Here is an 18,253-nt window from a genome sequence, read left to right as displayed (position 1 = left end):
GCGGAACGCGTTGTCACCAGGGAATTATTCCAGCCAGAACGCTTTGCTGCACGCCAGCCAGGCCTCAGCGCTGCGCGACATATATACGCCTTCCCGCCAAATCATCCCCAGCTCCCAGCGCAGCTCGCTTTGCAACGGGATCCAGCAAAAATTCTGCCGGTCGAGACGCTGGCAAATCGGTTCCGGCAGGATCGCTACGCCAATGCCCGCCTGCACCATGGCGGCGAGAAAATCCCACTGGCCGCTGCGCACTGCGATACGTGGCTTCACGTCATGCTCGGCAAACAGCCGCATCAGCTGCTGGCTAAGGGCAAATTCCTCGTTGTAGATAACCAGCGGATGCGACGCCAGCTCGGCCGGCGAGAGCGAGGTTTTACCTTCCCACTCCGCGGTTCTTGGCGTCAGGACGCACAGCGGGTGATTGAACAACGGCAGAATGGTGAGGCTGCTATCCTCCTCGACAGGCAGGGCGGTCATCGCCATATCAAGTTCGCCATTGCTGACCGCCTGCTGGACCGTCAGGCCGCCAAACTCGGCGATCTTCAGCTCGACGCCCGGATAGCGCTGGCGGAAGCGACTGATCGGCTCGGCCATCAGCATCCCGACCATCGGCGGAATGCCAAGCCGCAGCACCCCTTTATGCAGGTGGTTGATATCGCTCAGCTCTGACTCCAGCTGGCTGAACTCGCCCAAGATCGCCTGGCCGCGTTCAAAAACGACGCGCCCGGTATCGGTGAGCAGTAGTTTGCGGCCGTCGCGGATCAACAGCGTGCAGTTCAGCTCATCTTCGAGATTCTTGAGCATCTTGCTGATGGTGGGCTGTGTGACAAACAGCTTTTCCGCCGCGCGAGTAAAACTCTGCTGACGAACCACTTCAACGAAATAGCGCAGCGTTCGGATATCCATAATTATTCCCTGAGACTATACCTGCGATGATTTTAATTCATTTCTGTCCGCTTCGGCGGCTCTCTATACTGCTCGCCTGACTTCTTTTTTTCAGGACTATCGCACATGGCCTTCGCGCCAGCTCGCGTTGCCCCCGCCGTGGCGCAACGACTTCAGATCCCGGTACAGGTACTTCTCTACGTCGGGTTATTCATCTTCGCACAATATCTGGTGAACAGGTGGCAGGTACCGCTGCCGGCTAACCTGGTCGGCATGGTGATGCTCCTGCTGCTGATCGTCTGCCGGGTGATACCGGTAAGCTGGGTGCGCGCCGGCGCCCGCTGGCTGCTGGCGGAGATGCTGCTGTTTTTCGTCCCGGCGGTGGTCGCGGTGGTGAACTACGCCCAGCTGTTGATGGTCGATGGTTGGCGGATATTTCTGGTGATTGCCTTAAGCACGCTGATGGTGCTCGGCGCCACCGCCTGGGTCGTTGACAAGGTCTATCGTTACGAAGTGGGCAGGTTAAAAAAATGAGCGATGCCGTGCTGAGTATCCTGTGCCTGGTGGCGACGCTGGTCCTCTATTACGCCAACAAAAAACTGTATCGCCGTTTTCATAAACTCCCTCTGATGCCGCTGGTGTTCACGCCGATCCTGCTGGTGCTGATTCTGGTGGTAGGCCACATCTCTTATCAGAGCTATATGGGAGAGACCCACTGGCTGCTGTGGCTGCTGGGCCCGGCGACCATCGCCTTTGCCGTTCCGGTGTATGAAAATGTCGCGGTGATTAAACGCCACTGGATGTCGCTCAGCGCCGGGGTGGTGACGGCGGTAGTGGTGGCTGTCACCAGTTCCGTATGGCTGGCGCGCGGGTTTATGTTGTCTGATGAAATTCAGCGTAGCCTGGCGGTGCGCTCGGTGACCACGCCCTTTGCGCTGGCGGCGGCGAAACCGCTCGGCGGTCAACCCGATCTGGTGGCGCTGTTTGTGGTGATCACCGGCGTGTTTGGCATGGCGGTGGGAGATATGCTGTTTTTACGTCTTGCTATCCGGGAAGGGATGGCGAAAGGAGCCGGGTTCGGCGCGGCTTCCCATGGTGCGGGAACGGCGCGCTCGTATGAGCTGGGCCAGCAGGAGGGCGTGGTGGCCAGCCTGGTGATGATGCTGTCAGGCGTAGTGGTGGTGCTGGCTGCGCCGGTCGTCCGCTGGCTGCTGTTTTAACATTATCGCCAGAGTGAATGTTAATAAATATTGAGGAGAGGAATAGCTATCGGCTATTCCCTGTTTTTGTTATTGATGCATTTAACGGTTCATCATAAAAGATTAAGCCAATTCTTATATCAGCACTGACTTTGTAACTAAATGTTTCTCTGCATGCCCGTATTTAATTATGGGGTAAATATTATATAAATATCCAATTATCTTTGCGAATTTTATAACTTTATAACTATTTGATTTTTATGGTTTTGAGTATGGCCACTCATGCGTTGCGATGTTATGTCGCAAAAAATCAATTTTTACATTAATAATTGAGTTCTTACCTCATGCTAGTTATTATTTTTACGCGAGCTTGTATTATTGAATGGATTCAAATGCTGGTCGTTTATTTATGAATAATATTAATTGTCATAAACCATATGTCATGTAAATACATGCATGACGCCGCGCTGCTTGAATTTCATTCTCTAATATCGCTGCATAAAGCAATTGACGGACTGATTGTCGTTTATAATGGATATGGGAATAAATATGAAGATGAGTAAAAAATTTCTGGCGGGTGCCCTGATTTTCTCTGCCTGCAGCGCGCTGTCTACCGTTGCGCAGGCTGATAACACCATTACCTTTAATGGTATTGTTTCCGATACCACCTGTACGGCGACCATTGATGGCGGTGTAACGGCTATTGATATGGGCACCACCTCAGTGGCGGATCTGAAAGCGTATACCTTCGGCGCTGCCAAGAACTTCTCCTTTAGCTTAGCTGATTGCCCGACCGCGGAAGAAGGTGGCAACAGTATCGCCCGCGTCACTTTTGGCGGTGTTTCCGATACCGCGAACAGCGATTATTTTAAAAACCAGGCAACTGATGAGCCGGCAACCGGCGTCGCTGTGGCCCTTTTCGACGAAGCGGGCAATGTGATGAAGAATAACGAAGAGGGTTCTGATGTTGATATCTCTTCGGGTGCAGCAACCATTCCATTCACCGTTAAAATGGTGAAATCGGGTGATGCCGATCCGACGAAAGGTACCGTTCAGACAACCGTGACTTATAACGTGACCTATCATTAATTCGGCTTCTTGTTGAATGGAGAAAGGGGAATCGCCTGCTATTCCCCTTAAATTAAACATATGAGATATCCTTTTTTTGCGATCGGTTTATTGCTGTCTTCTTCCTTCGCGCAGGCCAGCGTGGTCGTTGGCGGTACGCGTCTGGTTTTTGATGGTACGAAAAATAACGCTGTAATAACGGTTGAGAATAAAGATCAGAACAGCAATATCGTTCAGTCCTGGCTCTCGGTGGTTGATGCAGCCTCACCCGCCAAAGACGCATTTATTATTACGCCGCCGCTGTTTCGTCTCAAAGCCGGGGAGAAAGGATTTGTCCGCGTAGTTCGATCAGGAAAGAAATTACCCGACGATCGCGAGTCGATGTTTTGGCTCAATATTAAAGGGATCCCGGCAACAGAATATGTACCTGATAAAAATGTCGTACAGTTTGCGATTAATTCGAAAATAAAATTGATTTATCGACCCGCTGCGTTAAAAGGTAATACACCGGAAGCGTACGCTGAAAAATTACAGTGGGGGAAAGAGGGGACGTCGGTGACGGTAAAAAATAACTCACCGCTGTATATGAATTTCTCACAGGTTAGCCTTAACGGTAAAAATATTTCTGGCGCATGGTTTGCTGCCCCGTTTTCCACCTTAAAAATACCCGTGCAGAGTAGCCTGTCGGCGACAGGAAAAAAAGAGATCACATGGAGCGTGATTAATGATTATGGTATGTCAGGGAAGAAATATACCGCTATCATTCAGTAGCGTTGAGCTGCTATTTTCAACTAAAAGTATCTGCGTCGCTATTATTCTGTGCCTAAGTACTCTACCCTCTCGCGCGGAGGCCGGCGAATATTTCAACCCAAATTTACTCGAAGTCGCTGAGAGTCCTGCGGCTTCGGTTGATCTATCCTATTTTTCGCAAGATGGCATACCGCCGGGCACCTATCACCTGGATGTTTACATCAACGATAAGTACGTCAGTTCAGACTCGCTGACTTTTCAGGAAATTAGCCATGACGCAGGCGCGACTGCTTCTCCCTGCCTGTCCGCGGAGTATCTGAATTCATGGTTGATTAATACCACCGCCTATCCGCAGTTGTTCGAGGCAGGGGAAACCTGCGCCCGGCTGTCGGCGATCCCCGGGATGACGTTCTCGGTATCTCTTGCCCAGCAGCGGATTGATTTTACCGTGCCGCAGGCCGCCATGCTGAATCGCCCCAGAGACTATATTCCCGAGAGCCAGTGGCAACAGGGGATCAATGCCGGTCTTCTCAACTATAGCGTCACCGGGCAGCGTAATGCGCCGCGGCATAACGGCGCCACTATCGACAGTCAGTTCGTCAGCCTGCAGCCTGGGCTGAATCTGGGACCATGGCGCCTGCGTAACTACAGCACCTATAGCCACAGCGATAACAACAGCCGCTGGGAGTCGGTTTACTCCTATCTTGCCCGCGATATTCACACCCTACGCAGCCAGCTGGTGGTCGGTAATACGTATACCTCTTCCGGCATTTTCGACAGTTTGAGTTTTACCGGTCTGCAGCTCAGTTCGGACAAAGAGATGCTGCCGGATAGCCTGCATGGCTTTGCGCCGACGATTCGAGGGATCGCGCGCACCACCGCGGAGGTCTCGGTTTATCAGAATGGTTACAGCATTTATAAAACCACCGTCGCTCCCGGCGCCTTTGAAATTAACGATCTGTACGCCACCGGCAGCGCCGGCGACCTGTACGTCAACATTAAAGAGTCTGACGGCAGCGAGCAAAACTTTGTGGTGCCTTTCGCGTCGCTGGCGATCCTGCAACGTGAGGGCCAGCTGGACTATGCGCTGAGCAGCGGCAGGACGCGATCGGGTAGCTCCGACGATAAAGAATATAACTTTATTCAGTCTTCCCTGGCCTATGGCGCCACCAGCAACATCACTCTTTATACTGGTTTCCAGCAGGCGGAAGATAAATACACCAACCTGTTGTTAGGCGCTGGCTTTAACCTCGGTACTATCGGTGCGCTGTCGTTTGATGGCTCTCAGTCGTGGGCCGACGTGAAAACCAGCGATACGGCCTCGTCAACCAGTAAAGAGCAAGGGCAATCGTATCGCGTCCGCTTCAGTAAAAGCTTTCTGCAGACGGGCACCAGCTTTTCCGTGGCCGGTTATCGCTACTCCACCTCGGGATATTATTCGTTTCAGGACTTTGTCGATAACTCTTCCACACAGCGCGACTGCTGTACGCAGAGCGGCAGAACGAAAGGCCGGTTTGACGCATCGTTGTCGCAGACGCTGTTTGGCTATGGTTCGCTCTCGCTTTCGTTGGTCAATGAGACCTACTGGGACAGTTCGCGTATGGAATCGGTGGGCGTGGGCTATAGCGGATCGATTGGCAAGGCCTCCTACTTTATTAACTATTCCTATAACCGCAATGTGCAAAGCACCGATGACAGCGACAATAACCGGCCGGCCAGCGATACCGTCATCTCCCTGACGTTAAGTATTCCGCTTGGCGAGACGCTCTCGGCAAATTACACCATGAACCATGGTCGACATAACGATACCACGCACAGCGTGGGGCTCAACGGCTCGGCGTTTGAGGATCGTTCCCTGAACTGGAGCGTACTGGAAGGGTACAACACGCAGGATAAAAGCACCTCCGGCAACCTCAGCGTCAACTACCAGGGCTCGAAAGGGGATGTGGCTGGCGGCTATGGCTACGACCGCTACAGCAATCACTACAACTATTCGCTGCGCGGGGGCATGGTCGCCCATGCGGGCGGACTCACGCTATCACGCTTTCTTGGCGAGAGTTCTGCGCTGGTCGAAACGCCTGGCGTCAGCGATGTGACAGTGCGCGGTCAGACAAACGTGACGACGGATGCCGCCGGATATGCGGTGGTGCCTTACGTCCGTCCGTACCATCGTAACAGCCTGGCGCTGGATGAACAGGAAATACCTGGCGCTGAAGTGGATAACGTCGCCAGAACGGTGGTTCCGACGCGCAATGCGATCGTCAAAGTGAAGTACGACACGCGAATTGGCTATAAGGCGATGCTCACCCTGCGTACCCGCAATGGCGTGGTGCCTTTCGGCGCGCTGGTGACCCTCGATAATGATCACGGTAGCGCGTCGCGCAGCAATATCGTTGGCGATGAGGGGCAGGTGTATCTAACGGGGCTGCAGAAAAAAGGCCAGCTGTTAGCGCGCTGGGGGGAGAAAAGCAGTGAGCAGTGCACCGTTCATTATGACTTCTCCGGCATGGCCCTTGGCGACGATATTCTGTTCTATCAGGCCGAATGTCGGTAATGGATGCAGGTTTTCAACATGGAAGAGGGGCTGATATGAATATGCGAGACGGCAGCACAAGGGGCCTCCTGGTGGCCATTTTGCTGCTCTCCCTTCCGGCGCTGGCTTATGAGGGCAGCAGCACGGTCAATTTTAACGTCACGGGCACCATCGAAGCGCCTTCCTGTGAGGTGGCCGTGGAGCCGTCGAACAGTATCGATTTAGGCACCGTCTCCTCGCAGACGTTCTCCGGACATGCCGGGGCGAGCGGCGCCAGCGTGCCGGTTAAGCTGGTCTTTTCCAGCTGTTCCGCCGATGCGTCGGCGGTGACCATCGCGTTTAGCGGCACCAGCTTCGATAGCACCCACGCTTCAATCTATAAAAACTTCCAGACTGGCAGCAACGGTGCCAGCGGCGTCGGTTTGCAGCTGCAGAGCATGGCCGACCAGCAGCCCCTTGGCCCCGGCGACCAGTATCTCTATACCTTTGGGGACGATGCGGATATCCATACCTTTAATATGGTGGCACGTATGTTTTCGCCTTATGGCCAGGTAAGGTCCGGGATGGTCGGGTTTACCGCCACGTTCGATGTGGCTTACAAATAACGTTTCGACAGGGATGGGTATGAAAAAACTGATCTTATTGCTCATATTGGCACTGTGTCCCGTCTATAGCTGGGCGGCCTGCACGGGAACCAACTATGGCGATGTCTCGATGACCAACCTGCCGGAAAAGATCCTGGTCAATGCCGGGAGCTATACCGCAGGGACGGTACTGTATGACTCGGGGAAGATTACGCGCTCGCAAACGGAATTGCTTAACTGTGAGGGGAGCACCTACGCGGTTTTTGCCTGGTCCTCGAACAATGCCGGGGCACTGATAGGGGATAATATCTATGCCACCTCGGTGCAGGGGATCGGTATCCGCGTCAAGGTGTGGCTCAATATCAGCGGTGAATATGGCGATGACACCGATGATTTCAGCCCCGACTCGCAGGTGCATTATATTGGTGATGTGAATTATTACCTCGGAAAGCCGACAGGTCTTTTCGACTCTTTCGCGTCGACTCATTATACCCCGGCGTATCAGCTGCAGCTGGTGGCCACCGGCGGCGCCATCGCCAGCAAGAGTCAATTATCGTTCAGCGACCCGGTGGCCACGGTATCGGCCAAGGATAAAAAGGGGACCATCGCTATTTCACAACTGCACATCAGCGGCACAACCAGCATCCAGCTAATCCCGATGGGGTGTATTGTCGGTAGCAATAATCTCAGTTTTTCCATGGGCAGCATCAATGCCAGTGAGTTTAATACCGCGACGAAGGTGGGTAGCGCGCGGCAGTCTCTGAGCCTCTCCTGCGAGCCGGGAACTAACGTTTCGATGCGTGTGGCGGCTGCTTCTGCAAGCGGGGATAACCCTGACAATACGGTGATGGCCCTCACGGCGGAACAGAATGCCGCCACTGGCGTGGGAGTGCAGTTAAATTTGAATGGCAAAGCACTGCCGTTAAATACCGATATCAGCCTCTATACTTCGAGCCGCGCGACGGTGACCAACAGCGGCGCGGATGCCAGCTACAGCTATTTCACCAACCCCGACAGCCCCGGAGGCGCAGCGGCCATGCAGACGCTCGCCTTATCCACTAACTATTACAGGACGGGGAGCGCGGTGACCGCGGGGACAGCCAACGCCACCGGGGTGATCACCTTTACTTATAACTGAGGGGAGAATCCCTTCCCCGAACGATGCCGGGGAAGGGAGAGGACGATTAATGCGCCTGGCCGCGTTCGATACCGATCCCGGTTTGTGAACGGATAAACTGGGCGCGGAACTGCTCGCGCTCGCGCATCCCTTCCGGTGAGTTATCGGTGGCGGAGAAGACCCAGATGCCAATGAACGCGATGGCAATGGAGAACAGCGCCGGATATTCATACGGGAACAGCGCTTTCTCATGGCCGAGGATCTGCACCCAAATGGTGGGGCCGAGGATCATCAGAATGACCGCAGTCAGCAGGCCCAGCCAGCCGCCGACCATCGCGCCGCGGGTGGTCAGCTTCGACCAGTACATCGACAGCAGAATAATCGGGAAGTTACAGCTGGCGGCGATGGAGAAGGCCAGGCCGACCATGAAAGCAATATTCTGATTTTCAAACAGAATACCCAGCAGAATGGCCACCACCCCAAGGATCAGCACGGTGATCTTGGAGACCTTCAGCTCCTGACGCTCGGTCGCGCCCTTGCGGAAGACGTTGGCGTACAGGTCGTGCGACACCGCTGACGCGCCGGCGAGGGTCAGGCCCGCCACCACCGCCAGGATAGTGGCGAAGGCTACCGCAGAGATAAACCCGAGGAACAGGTTGCCGCCAACCGCATCCGCCAGGTGCACCGCCGCCATGTTATTGCCGCCGATAAGCTGTCCGGCCGCGTCTTTAAACGCCGGGTTCGCGCCGACCAGCATGATGGCGCCGAAGCCGATGATAAAGGTCAGGATATAGAAATAGCCCATAAAACCGGTGGCGTAGAAGACGCTTTTACGCGCTTCTTTGGCGTCGCTCACGGTAAAGAAGCGCATCAGAATATGCGGCAGGCCAGCGGTACCGAACATCAGACCCAGACCCAGAGAGAGCGCCGATATCGGATCTTTCACCAGTCCGCCGGGACTCATAATCGCGGCCCCTTTCGGGTGGACCGCCATCGCCTCGGTAAACAGGTTATTGAAGCTGAAGCCGACGTGCTTCATGACCATAAAGGCCATAAAACTGGCGCCGCACAGCAGCAGAACCGCTTTAATAATCTGCACCCAGGTGGTCGCCAGCATGCCGCCGAACAGGACATAGAGCACCATCAGCACGCCAACCAGCACTACGGCGACATGGTAATTAAGGCCGAACAGCAGCTGGATTAGCTTGCCGGCGCCCACCATCTGGGCAATCAGATACAGGGCCACCACCACCAGCGAACCGCAGGCGGAGAGGGTGCGGATCGGCCCCTGCTTCAGGCGGTAAGAGGCGACATCGGCAAAAGTATAGCGGCCAAGATTGCGCAGACGTTCAGCAATTAGAAACAGGATAATCGGCCAGCCGACGAGAAAGCCCAGCGAGTAGATCAGCCCATCGTAGCCGGAGGTATACACCAGCGCGGAGATACCGAGGAACGACGCCGCTGACATAAAGTCGCCGGCAATCGCCAGCCCGTTCTGGAAGCCGGTAATATTGCCGCCGGCGGTGTAGTAATCGCTGCGCGAACGCACCCGTTTTGAGGCCCAGTAGGTGATGTACAGCGTCAGGGCGACGAAAATCAGGAACATGACAATCGCCTGCCAGTTGGTCGGCTGGCGCTGTACCGCGCCGGTAATAGCGTCTGCGGCGTGGGCGCCGAGGGGCAGCAGCGTGGCGGCGAGCGCCGTCAGGACTCTCTTGATCATGCTTTTACCTCGTTGAGAACGCTTTTGGTCAAACGGTCGAATTCACCGTTAGCTCGCCAGACATAAATACCGGTCAGGATAAACGAAATGACGATCACGCCAATGCCGAGCGGGATCCCGCGGGTGACGCTGGTTCCGGCGTGCAGCGGGGTGCCGAGCCAGCCGGGTGCAAAGGCGATAAGCAAAATAAAGCCCACGTAGATCACTAACATAATCACTGACAGAATGGCGGCAAACCGTTGCCGTGATGCAACTAACTCCCTGAAATGCGCACTATTTTCTATCCGCTGACAAAGTTGTTCATTCATCTTAGCGTCTCCAGAGGTCTCCCTTTCGTCATCCACTCGGCGGACGCTGGCGACAGCAACCCCTCCGGCGACGGAGCCGGGACAGGTTTTGCTGACGGCGTTCCTGCGAGTGAAATCCTGGGGGAGGGACTTATTTTTATCCTCTCCCCGGAAGGGGAGAGGGTGTAGGGAATCGGTCCTTACTTACGATGGCATGGTAATGGCCTGCTTCTCTTCGAGCAGTTTTTCCACGACGCCAGGATCGGCGAGGGTCGAGGTATCGCCGAGGTTGCTGGTGTCGCCTGCGGCAATCTTACGCAGAATGCGGCGCATGATTTTGCCCGAGCGGGTTTTCGGCAGCGAATCGGTCCAGTGCAGCACATCCGGCGTCGCCAGCGGACCGATCTCTTTGCGTACCCAGTTACGCACTTCGGCATACAACTCCGGCGTCGGTTCTTCGCCGTGATTGAGCGTCACGTAGGCATAGATGGCCTGGCCTTTGATGTTATGCGGGATCCCCACCACCGCCGCTTCGGCGATTTTTGGGTGCGACACCAGCGCCGATTCGATCTCGGCGGTCCCCAGACGGTGTCCGGAGACGTTCAGGACGTCATCCACCCGGCCGGTGATCCAGTAATAGCCATCTTCATCACGACGCGCGCCGTCGCCGCTAAAGTACATATTTTTGAAGGTGGAGAAGTAGGTTTGCTCAAAGCGCTCATGGTCGCCGAACAGGGTACGCGCCTGGCCGGGCCAGGAGTCGGCGATGGCGAGGTTGCCCTCGGTGGCGCCATCCAGCGGCAGGCCTTCGTTATCCACCAGCACCGGCTGGACGCCGAAGAACGGACGCGTCGCGGAGCCGGCCTTCAGCTCAATCGCGCCCGGCAGCGGAGTGATCATAAAGCCGCCTGTTTCGGTCTGCCACCAGGTGTCCATCACCGGGCACTTCTCGTTACCGATCTTCTTCCAGTACCACTCCCAGGCTTCCGGGTTAATCGGTTCGCCGACCGAGCCAAGAATGCGCAGCGAGGAGCGGTCTGTGCCTTCGATAGCTTTGTCGCCTTCCGCCATCAGGGCGCGAATAGCCGTCGGGGCGGTATAGAGAATGCTGACCTTATGCTTATCGACGACCTGGCACATGCGCGCCGGCGTAGGCCAGTTCGGCACCCCTTCGAACATCAGGGTGGTGGCGCCGCAGGCCAGTGGGCCGTACAGCAGATAGCTATGGCCGGTGACCCAGCCCACGTCGGCGGTGCACCAATAAATATCGCCCGGATGGTAGTCGAAAACGTATTTAAAGGTGGTGGCCGCATAGACCAGATAGCCGCCGGTGGTGTGCAGCACCCCTTTCGGTTTACCGGTGGAGCCGGAGGTATAGAGGATGAACAGCGGATCTTCGGCGTTCATTTCGACGGGCCGGTGTTCGGCGCTGGCGTTCGCAATCAGGTCGCTCCACCACAGATCGCGGCCTTCCTGCCAGTCGATATTGCCGCCGGTGCGTTTCAGGACCACCACGTGCTCAATGCTTTTCACGTTCGGGTTTTTCAGCGCGTCATCGACGTTTTTCTTCAGCGGGATGGCGCGACCGGCGCGCAGCCCTTCGTCAGCGGTGATCACCAGGCGTGAGCTGGAGTCGATAATGCGTCCGGCCACCGCCTCCGGCGAGAAGCCGCCGAAAATGACCGAGTGGATTGCCCCGATGCGGGCGCAGGCCAGCATCGCCACCGCGGCTTCCGGCACCATCGGCATATAGATAGCGACCACGTCGCCTTTTTTAATCCCGAGGTCGAGCAGCACATTGGCGAAACGGCACACGTCGGCATGCAGTTCACGGTAGGTGATGTGCTTGCTTTGGCTGGCGTCGTCGCCTTCCCAGATGATGGCGGTTTGATCGCCGCGTTCGGCGAGGTGGCGGTCGAGACAGTTAGCGGCGAGGTTCAGGGTGCCATCTTCATACCATTTGATGGAAATATTACCCGGTGCGAAGGAGGTGTTCTTTACACGGGTATAGGGCCGCATCCAGTCAAGGATCTTGCCCTGCTCGCCCCAAAATGTATCAGGGTCGGTTATGGATTGTTGGTACTGCGCCTTGTACTGATCCGGGTTAATCAGGCAACGTTCCGCAATATTAGCGGGAATAGGGTGTTTGTGAATTTGGCTCATGGCTTTTTTTCTCCTTTGAACTTGTTAAATATATGTCAAACAAACGTTAAGAGTAGGGGTTTTGACAGCTTTGTTTGTTAATTGGGGGGCAGATCACGCAATGATTAAACTGGGTGAAATTTCATCAAATGAAACTTTGAAGCGAAATAATTACGCCAATGAATTTATAGAAACGGAAGCTGTGAAAATTTTTTTATTACAAATACTTATGCAATGTAACTGGGGGAAATTCGCTGCTTTATGCATAAAAGTAGAGGAAAGCCCTGTTCTTAAAGGCTTGCGCAGCATGCCGTGCAAATGATACTGATATTGCGCGTTAAATAACCCCACAAAGCAACGCAACACAATTCATACCCCCTGCAGTGGGTACCATGACGAAAAGGAATGGTGCCTTTCATTGAGGAAGTCAGTAGTGAAGAAAACAAAAAAAGTCAGTCTGGCCTGGCAAATTTTGCTAGCCCTGGTGCTGGGTATCCTTCTGGGCAGTTATCTGCATTACCACGCTGAAAGTCGCGATTGGTTAATTAGCAATTTGCTGACGCCGGCGGGCGATATCTTTATCCATCTGATTAAAATGATCGTGGTCCCGATTGTCATTTCGACCCTGGTGGTCGGGATTGCCGGCGTGGGTGACGCCAAACAGTTAGGGCGGATCGGTGCCAAAACCATTATCTATTTCGAAGTGATCACCACGGTGGCGATTGTGCTGGGTATCACCCTGGCCAACGTCTTCCAGCCGGGGACGGGCATTGATATGTCGCAGCTGGCGGCAGTTGATATTTCGAAATATCAGAACACCACCGCCGAAGTGCAGAGCCATGCGCACGGTCTGATGGGTACCATCCTGTCGCTGGTGCCGACCAATATCGTGGCATCGATGGCGAAAGGCGATATGCTGCCGATTATCTTCTTCTCGGTGCTGTTTGGCCTGGGGCTCTCCTCGCTGCCGGCGACCCACCGTGAGCCGCTGGTGACGGTCTTCCGCTCTATCTCCGAGACCATGTTTAAAGTCACCCATATGGTGATGCGCTATGCGCCGGTCGGGGTATTCGCCCTGATTTCGGTAACCGTCGCCACCTTCGGTTTCGCCTCGCTGTGGCCGCTGGCCAAGCTAGTGTTGCTGGTTTACTTTGCGATCCTGTTCTTCGCGCTGGTGGTGCTGGGGATTGTCGCGCGCCTGTGTGGTCTGAGCATCTGGATCCTGATCCGCATCCTGAAAGATGAGCTGATTCTGGCTTATTCTACCGCCAGTTCGGAGAGCGTACTGCCGCGCATTATTGAGAAGATGGAAGCCTACGGCGCGCCGGCGTCGATCACCAGCTTTGTGGTGCCGACCGGTTACTCCTTCAACCTCGATGGTTCAACGCTGTATCAGAGCATCGCGGCGATCTTTATCGCCCAGCTGTACGGTATTGACCTCTCTATCTGGCAGGAGATTACCCTGGTGCTGACCCTGATGGTGACCTCGAAAGGGATCGCCGGCGTGCCGGGCGTCTCCTTCGTGGTGCTGCTGGCCACCCTGGGTAGCGTCGGGATCCCGCTGGAAGGGCTTGCCTTTATTGCCGGCGTCGACCGTATCCTCGATATGGCGCGTACCGCGCTGAACGTGGTGGGTAATGCGCTGGCGGTGCTGGTTATCGCCAAGTGGGAGCATAAGTTCGATCGCAAAAAAGCGCTGGCCTATGAACGCGAAGTGCTGGGCAAGTTTGATAAAACCGCCCAATAAAACACAAAGCCCGGCGCGATAGCGCCGGGCTTTTTCTTATCCTTTACTGATCCGGTCAAACTCTTCGCAGCCGGTATCAAACCCCTCCAGGCAACTGACGTTGAGCCAGTGCAGCGCCTTCTGCTTATTCGGTTCGATAAAGCCTTTCTCTCCCTGCTGGAACATCATCCCGGCCCAGTATTCGGCATAGCCGGTGCGGGAAAGTGATGAACTGCCTTTGAAGTATTCGCTTGCTTTCACATCATCCTCCGGGCCGTGTACGCCGCTGGCGTAGATCAGCCCCAGCAGCATCTGGGCATCTACCGCCGCATCGCTTTCGCTATCCCGGGCTGCATCCTGCAGCAGCGTGATGGCGTGCGCTACGTCGGTGGCGCCAGCCTGACGGTTGACCAGCACCCGCGCGAGGACGATCTCTCCGGATTTACTGCCGGCCTCGACGGCTTTTTCCGCCAGCTGGCGGGCCTGCGGATAGTCCGCCTGTTGGGGGTTACGGATTTTGAGCTGCGCCAGCAGCGCCAGCGCATCGCCATCGCCCTGGGCGGCCGCCTTCTGCGCCCAGTATTCGGCTTTTTGATAATCGCCGGAGCTGACCCAGGTATCGGCAAGGTAATATTGCGCGCGTCGATCGCCGGCTTCGGCCTGCTGTTGATACTGACTGCCAGGTTCGGTGGCCACCGCTGTGCCGCTGGTGAAAACCAGTAGAAATAAAAAGAGGTATTTCATTTGTATTTATTATCAGTAAGGAACATAGCGCGCAGTATAAAGGGAGGCGAAAAAGAAGAAAATGGCGGGTATCGGTAGGTAGGGCCGATTTGCGCTACCTGACCGTAGGCCCGCGCAAGCGCAGCGCCGCCGGGCGGCAGACTGCGGACACGTAGCCGTTTATGTGCCGGGTGGCGGCTGCGCCTGACCCGGCCTACGGATGGAGATGCGCCTGCCAGCCGTAGGCCCGCGCAAGCGCAGCGCCGCCGGGCGACAGACTGTGGACACGGAGCCGTTTATGTGCCGGGTGGCGGCTGCGCCTGACCCGGCCTACGCATCGCGCGAGCCGGGTCAGACCGCCGAACCTTAACCCATCGCGCTTTCGCGCAGGCGGGATTTCAGCTTGTTGTACTCGTCGATCACGTACTGTTCCGCGGCGCGCTGATCGGCAATCCGCTCAACGTTGACCGCGCAGTACTTGTACTCCGGCGTTTTGGTTATTGGACTCAGGTTCTCTGAGACCAGCTCGTTACAGGCGCCGATCCACCACTGGTAGGTCATGTACACCGCGCCTTTATTCGGCCGATCGCTGACCTGCGCGCGGGTGATGATGCGCCCCTTACGCGAATTGACCCATACCAGCTCTTCATCTTCGATGCCTAGCCGTTCGGCGTCGGCGGTGTTGATTTGCGCATAGCCTGGTTCATCCGCCAGCGCCGCCAGCGCCGCGCAGTTACCGGTCATTGAACGGCACGAGTAGTGGCCGACCTCGCGCACCGTCGACAATACCATCGGGTACTCGTCGGTAAGCTTATCGATCGGCGCGACCCAGTCGCAGGTGAAGAACTGCGCCAGTCCGTTCGGGGTATCGAACTTCTCTTTAAACAGATACGACGTTCCCTGATCGGCGTCGGACTCATCGCGGCACGGCCACATGACATAGCCGAGCTCACCCATTTTCTCGTAGGTGGCGCCGTAGAAGTCCGGGCACAGATGCCGCAACTCGTCCCAGATCTCCTGGGTGTTGTTGTAATGCATCGGATAGCCCATCCGGGTGGCGATTTCGCTGATGATCTGCCAGTCGGTTTTCAGGTCCCACTTCGGCTCCACCGCTTTAAAGAAGCGCTGGAAGCCGCGGTCCGCTGCGGTATACACGCCTTCGTGCTCGCCCCACGAGGTGGACGGCAGGATGACGTCAGCCGCGGAGGCGGTTTTGGTCATGAAAATGTCCTGGACGATAACCAGTTCCAGATCGTCGAACGCTTTGCGGACCGCCGAGAGTTCGGCGTCGGTCTGCAGCGGATCCTCACCCATAATGTACGCCGCCCGCACTTCACCGTGCGCCGCGCGGTGCGGCAATTCGCTGATGCGATAGCCGGTATGCGCAGGCAGGCTTTCCACGCCCCAGGCTTTGGCGAATTTTTCGCGGTTCTCCGGGAACTTGACGTACTGATAGCCCGGATAGGTATCCGGTAGCGCACCCATATCGCAGGCGCCCTGAACGTTGTTCTGGCCGCGTACCGGGTTGACGCCGACGCTCGGCTTGCCGAGGTTGCCGGTGAGGATCGCGAGGCTGGTCAGCGACCGCACCGTCTCCACGCCCTGGTAGAACTGGGTGACGCCCATGCCCCACAGGATGGCGGCGGATTTGGCGCTGGCATACATCCGGGCGCAGGCGCGGATCTCCTGGGCGCTGACCCCGGTGATCTCCTCCACCGACTCCGGCGTATAGCCTTCAACGATTTTGCGATACTCCTCGAAGCCTTCGGAACGGCTGGCGACGAAGGATTTATCGTACAGATCCTCTTCAATAATCACGTGGCCAATGGCGTTGAGCAGCGCGATGTTCGAGCCGTTCTTCAGCGCAATGTGCATATCGGCGATGCGCGCGGTTTCAATTTTGCGCGGGTCGCAGACGATAATTTTCGCCCCGTTGCGTTTAGCGTTAATGACGTGATTCGCCACGATAGGGTGGGAATCCGCCGGGTTGTAACCGAAGATAAACACCAGATCGGTGTTATCAATCTCCGTGATGGCATTACTCATGGCGCCGTTACCGACCGACTGGTGCAGACCTGCAACCGAAGGGCCGTGTCAGACGCGAGCGCAGCAGTCGACGTTATTGGTACCAATAACGGCGCGCGCGAATTTTTGCATCACATAGTTGGTTTCATTACCGGTGCCGCGGGAGGAGCCGGTGGTTTGGATCGCATCCGGGCCATATTTGGCTTTAATGGCGCTGAGGCGGGTGGCGACGTAATCCAGCGCCTCGTCCCAGGAGACGGCTTCCAGCTTGCCGCCGCGTTGACGGCGGATCATGGGGGTTTTCAGGCGCGGCGTTAGGATCTGGGTATCGTTAATGAAGTCCCAGCCATAATAGCCCTTCAGGCACAGGGTTCCCTGGTTGGTTTTCCCCTGCGCCGCTTCAGCCCGAACGATTTTGCCGTTATCGACCACCAGGTTGATTTTGCAACCTGATGCGCAATACGGGCAAACCGTGACGACTTTTTTCATCGGTCTTGCTCCAGTTATTCAATGGGCGCGTTTGCGCTATCGCGCCGTCACTATGCATCTTCTATGCCATATTTTCATTGTGGGTATTCCTTGATGATACGCGGGTTTTTTGGGCGGAATGCTGACGAAAAACAGCCTGTCGACAGATTTGACGTGTCGATACCCTGGAGATGTGACGGCGCTTGAAAAAATGTCACCGGGAGAGGAATTTGTCGGCGCAGGCTTGCAGAATCGATCAGACTGACACTAATTCCCGGCGGGCAGAGGCAAAAATGAAACCAGTCATTTTAGTGGTGGATGATGACAGGGCAATGGGCGAGCTGCTCAGCGATGTGCTCGGCGCGCACGCGTTTGAAGTGCTTGTCAGCCAGACCGGCAACGACGCGCTGGCGACGGTGGCGCAGCGGGCGGATATTGCGCTGGTCTTACTGGACATGATCCTGCCGGATACCTATGGCCTGCAGGTGCTCCAGCAGCTGCAGCGCACGCGGCCTGAGCTGCCGGTGGTGATGCTCTCCGGTCTGGGCAGTGAGTCTGATGTGGTGGTGGGCCTGGAGATGGGCGCCGATGATTACATCGCCAAACCGTTCAGCTCGCGGGTGGTGGTCGCCCGGGTGAAAGCGGTACTGCGACGCAGCGGGGCGCTGGCCGGCGAGGCGTCGGGCGCCGGTGCTGGCCTGACGTTTAACGGCTGGCGGCTGGATACCACGCGCTGTGAACTGTATAACCCGCAGCAGCAGGCGATCCCGCTGACCCAGGGAGAATATGGCCTGCTGCTGGCGCTGGCGCAGAACGCGCGCCGGGTATTGAATCGCGAACAGCTGCTGGCGCTGACCCATAACGAAAGCACCGAGGTATTCGACCGGACCATCGATGTGCTGATCATGCGCCTGCGGCGCAAAATTGAGCTCAACCCGCATCAGCCGACGTTGATTAAAACCCTGCGCGGTCTGGGCTATGTCTTTTCCGCCGACGTGACCCACAGCGAGAAGGCGGCGTAGG

The 18,253-nt window shown here is 56.2% G+C and carries 16 protein-coding genes; 10 read left to right on the top strand and 6 right to left on the bottom strand.

Going from position 1 to position 18,253, the window contains the following annotated elements; genetic code table 11:
• Positions 1-24: 24 nt before the first annotated feature.
• Entirely contained in the window at positions 25-906 is an 882-nt protein-coding gene (locus AB1E37_RS23715) for a LysR family transcriptional regulator (RefSeq protein ID WP_004177821.1), read from the bottom strand.
• A gap of 105 nt (positions 907-1,011) precedes the next feature.
• Between AB1E37_RS23715 and AB1E37_RS23710 the strand changes: the two genes are divergently transcribed.
• The 7 genes from AB1E37_RS23710 to AB1E37_RS23680 all read left to right on the top strand — a co-directional run bounded on the left by AB1E37_RS23710 (position 1,012) and on the right by AB1E37_RS23680 (position 8,157).
• The gene (locus AB1E37_RS23710) at positions 1,012-1,419 is read left to right on the top strand and encodes a CidA/LrgA family protein (protein ID WP_002885086.1); all 408 of its coding nucleotides are present in this window, start codon (positions 1,012-1,014) and stop codon (positions 1,417-1,419) included.
• A complete protein-coding gene (locus AB1E37_RS23705; RefSeq protein WP_002885088.1) occupies positions 1,416-2,105 on the top strand; it encodes an LrgB family protein in 690 nt (229 codons plus the stop codon). The genes AB1E37_RS23710 and AB1E37_RS23705 overlap by 4 nt, the downstream gene beginning before the upstream one ends.
• A 510-nt stretch (positions 2,106-2,615) precedes the next feature.
• Positions 2,616-3,173, top strand: a complete 558-nt coding sequence (locus AB1E37_RS23700; RefSeq protein WP_004192602.1) for a fimbrial protein — start codon at positions 2,616-2,618, stop codon at positions 3,171-3,173.
• 60 nt (positions 3,174-3,233) lie between these two features.
• Positions 3,234-3,923: a fimbrial assembly chaperone gene (locus tag AB1E37_RS23695; RefSeq protein ID WP_004210006.1), complete on the top strand. Its 690-nt coding sequence runs from the start codon at positions 3,234-3,236 to the stop codon at positions 3,921-3,923.
• Positions 3,877-6,456, top strand: a complete 2,580-nt coding sequence (locus AB1E37_RS23690; protein ID WP_032435449.1) for a fimbria/pilus outer membrane usher protein — start codon at positions 3,877-3,879, stop codon at positions 6,454-6,456. Before AB1E37_RS23695 ends, AB1E37_RS23690 begins: the two co-directional genes overlap by 47 nt.
• Before the next feature lie 35 nt (positions 6,457-6,491).
• On the top strand, positions 6,492-7,040 hold the full coding sequence (locus tag AB1E37_RS23685) for a fimbrial protein (protein ID WP_004151734.1): 549 nt from the start codon (positions 6,492-6,494) through the stop codon (positions 7,038-7,040).
• A gap of 19 nt (positions 7,041-7,059) precedes the next feature.
• On the top strand, positions 7,060-8,157 hold the full coding sequence (locus AB1E37_RS23680; RefSeq protein WP_002885139.1) for a type 1 fimbrial protein: 1,098 nt from the start codon (positions 7,060-7,062) through the stop codon (positions 8,155-8,157).
• A 46-nt stretch (positions 8,158-8,203) separates the two neighbouring features.
• On the opposite strand, the gene actP is transcribed toward AB1E37_RS23680, so the two are convergent.
• The 3 genes from actP to acs form a co-directional block, all read right to left on the bottom strand.
• Positions 8,204-9,856 (bottom strand): cation/acetate symporter ActP, encoded by a 1,653-nt coding sequence (gene actP / locus AB1E37_RS23675; protein WP_024623073.1) that lies wholly within the window; start codon positions 9,854-9,856, stop codon positions 8,204-8,206.
• The gene (locus AB1E37_RS23670; RefSeq protein WP_004177812.1) at positions 9,856-10,167 is read right to left on the bottom strand and encodes a DUF485 domain-containing protein; all 312 of its coding nucleotides are present in this window, start codon (positions 10,165-10,167) and stop codon (positions 9,856-9,858) included. Before AB1E37_RS23670 ends, actP begins: the two co-directional genes overlap by 1 nt.
• A gap of 183 nt (positions 10,168-10,350) precedes the next feature.
• Complete coding sequence (gene acs / locus AB1E37_RS23665) at positions 10,351-12,309, bottom strand: acetate--CoA ligase (RefSeq protein ID WP_002885145.1); 1,959 nt, start codon at positions 12,307-12,309, stop codon at positions 10,351-10,353.
• Positions 12,310-12,409: 100 nt separating this feature from the next.
• Here acs and AB1E37_RS23660 point away from each other — a divergent pair, with 100 nt between their 5' ends.
• Together AB1E37_RS23660 and gltP are read left to right on the top strand one after the other, a co-directional pair.
• Positions 12,410-12,610: a hypothetical protein gene (locus tag AB1E37_RS23660; RefSeq protein ID WP_032448206.1), complete on the top strand. Its 201-nt coding sequence runs from the start codon at positions 12,410-12,412 to the stop codon at positions 12,608-12,610.
• Between the two features lie 111 nt (positions 12,611-12,721).
• Positions 12,722-14,035: a glutamate/aspartate:proton symporter GltP gene (gltP, locus tag AB1E37_RS23655; RefSeq protein ID WP_004146659.1), complete on the top strand. Its 1,314-nt coding sequence runs from the start codon at positions 12,722-12,724 to the stop codon at positions 14,033-14,035.
• A gap of 36 nt (positions 14,036-14,071) precedes the next feature.
• Here gltP and AB1E37_RS23650 read toward each other — a convergent pair whose 3' ends face one another.
• Both AB1E37_RS23650 and AB1E37_RS23645 read right to left on the bottom strand, forming a co-directional pair.
• A complete protein-coding gene (locus AB1E37_RS23650; protein WP_032421940.1) occupies positions 14,072-14,758 on the bottom strand; it encodes a tetratricopeptide repeat protein in 687 nt (228 codons plus the stop codon).
• A 345-nt stretch (positions 14,759-15,103) separates the two neighbouring features.
• A complete protein-coding gene (locus AB1E37_RS23645; RefSeq protein WP_012737173.1) occupies positions 15,104-17,251 on the bottom strand; it encodes a formate dehydrogenase H subunit alpha, selenocysteine-containing in 2,148 nt (715 codons plus the stop codon).
• Positions 17,252-17,523: 272 nt separating this feature from the next.
• On the opposite strand from AB1E37_RS23645, the gene AB1E37_RS23640 reads away from it, so the two are divergent.
• Positions 17,524-18,252 (top strand): response regulator transcription factor, encoded by a 729-nt coding sequence (locus tag AB1E37_RS23640; protein ID WP_004177810.1) that lies wholly within the window; start codon positions 17,524-17,526, stop codon positions 18,250-18,252.
• Position 18,253: the final 1 nt, after the last annotated feature.

Source organism: Klebsiella sp. Shm-1 (genome assembly GCF_040804525.1).
Lineage (GTDB): Bacteria > Pseudomonadota > Gammaproteobacteria > Enterobacterales > Enterobacteriaceae > Klebsiella > Klebsiella pneumoniae.
The sequence above is the reverse complement of the archived record's forward strand: the minus strand, read 5'-3'. Positions and strand labels throughout refer to the sequence as shown.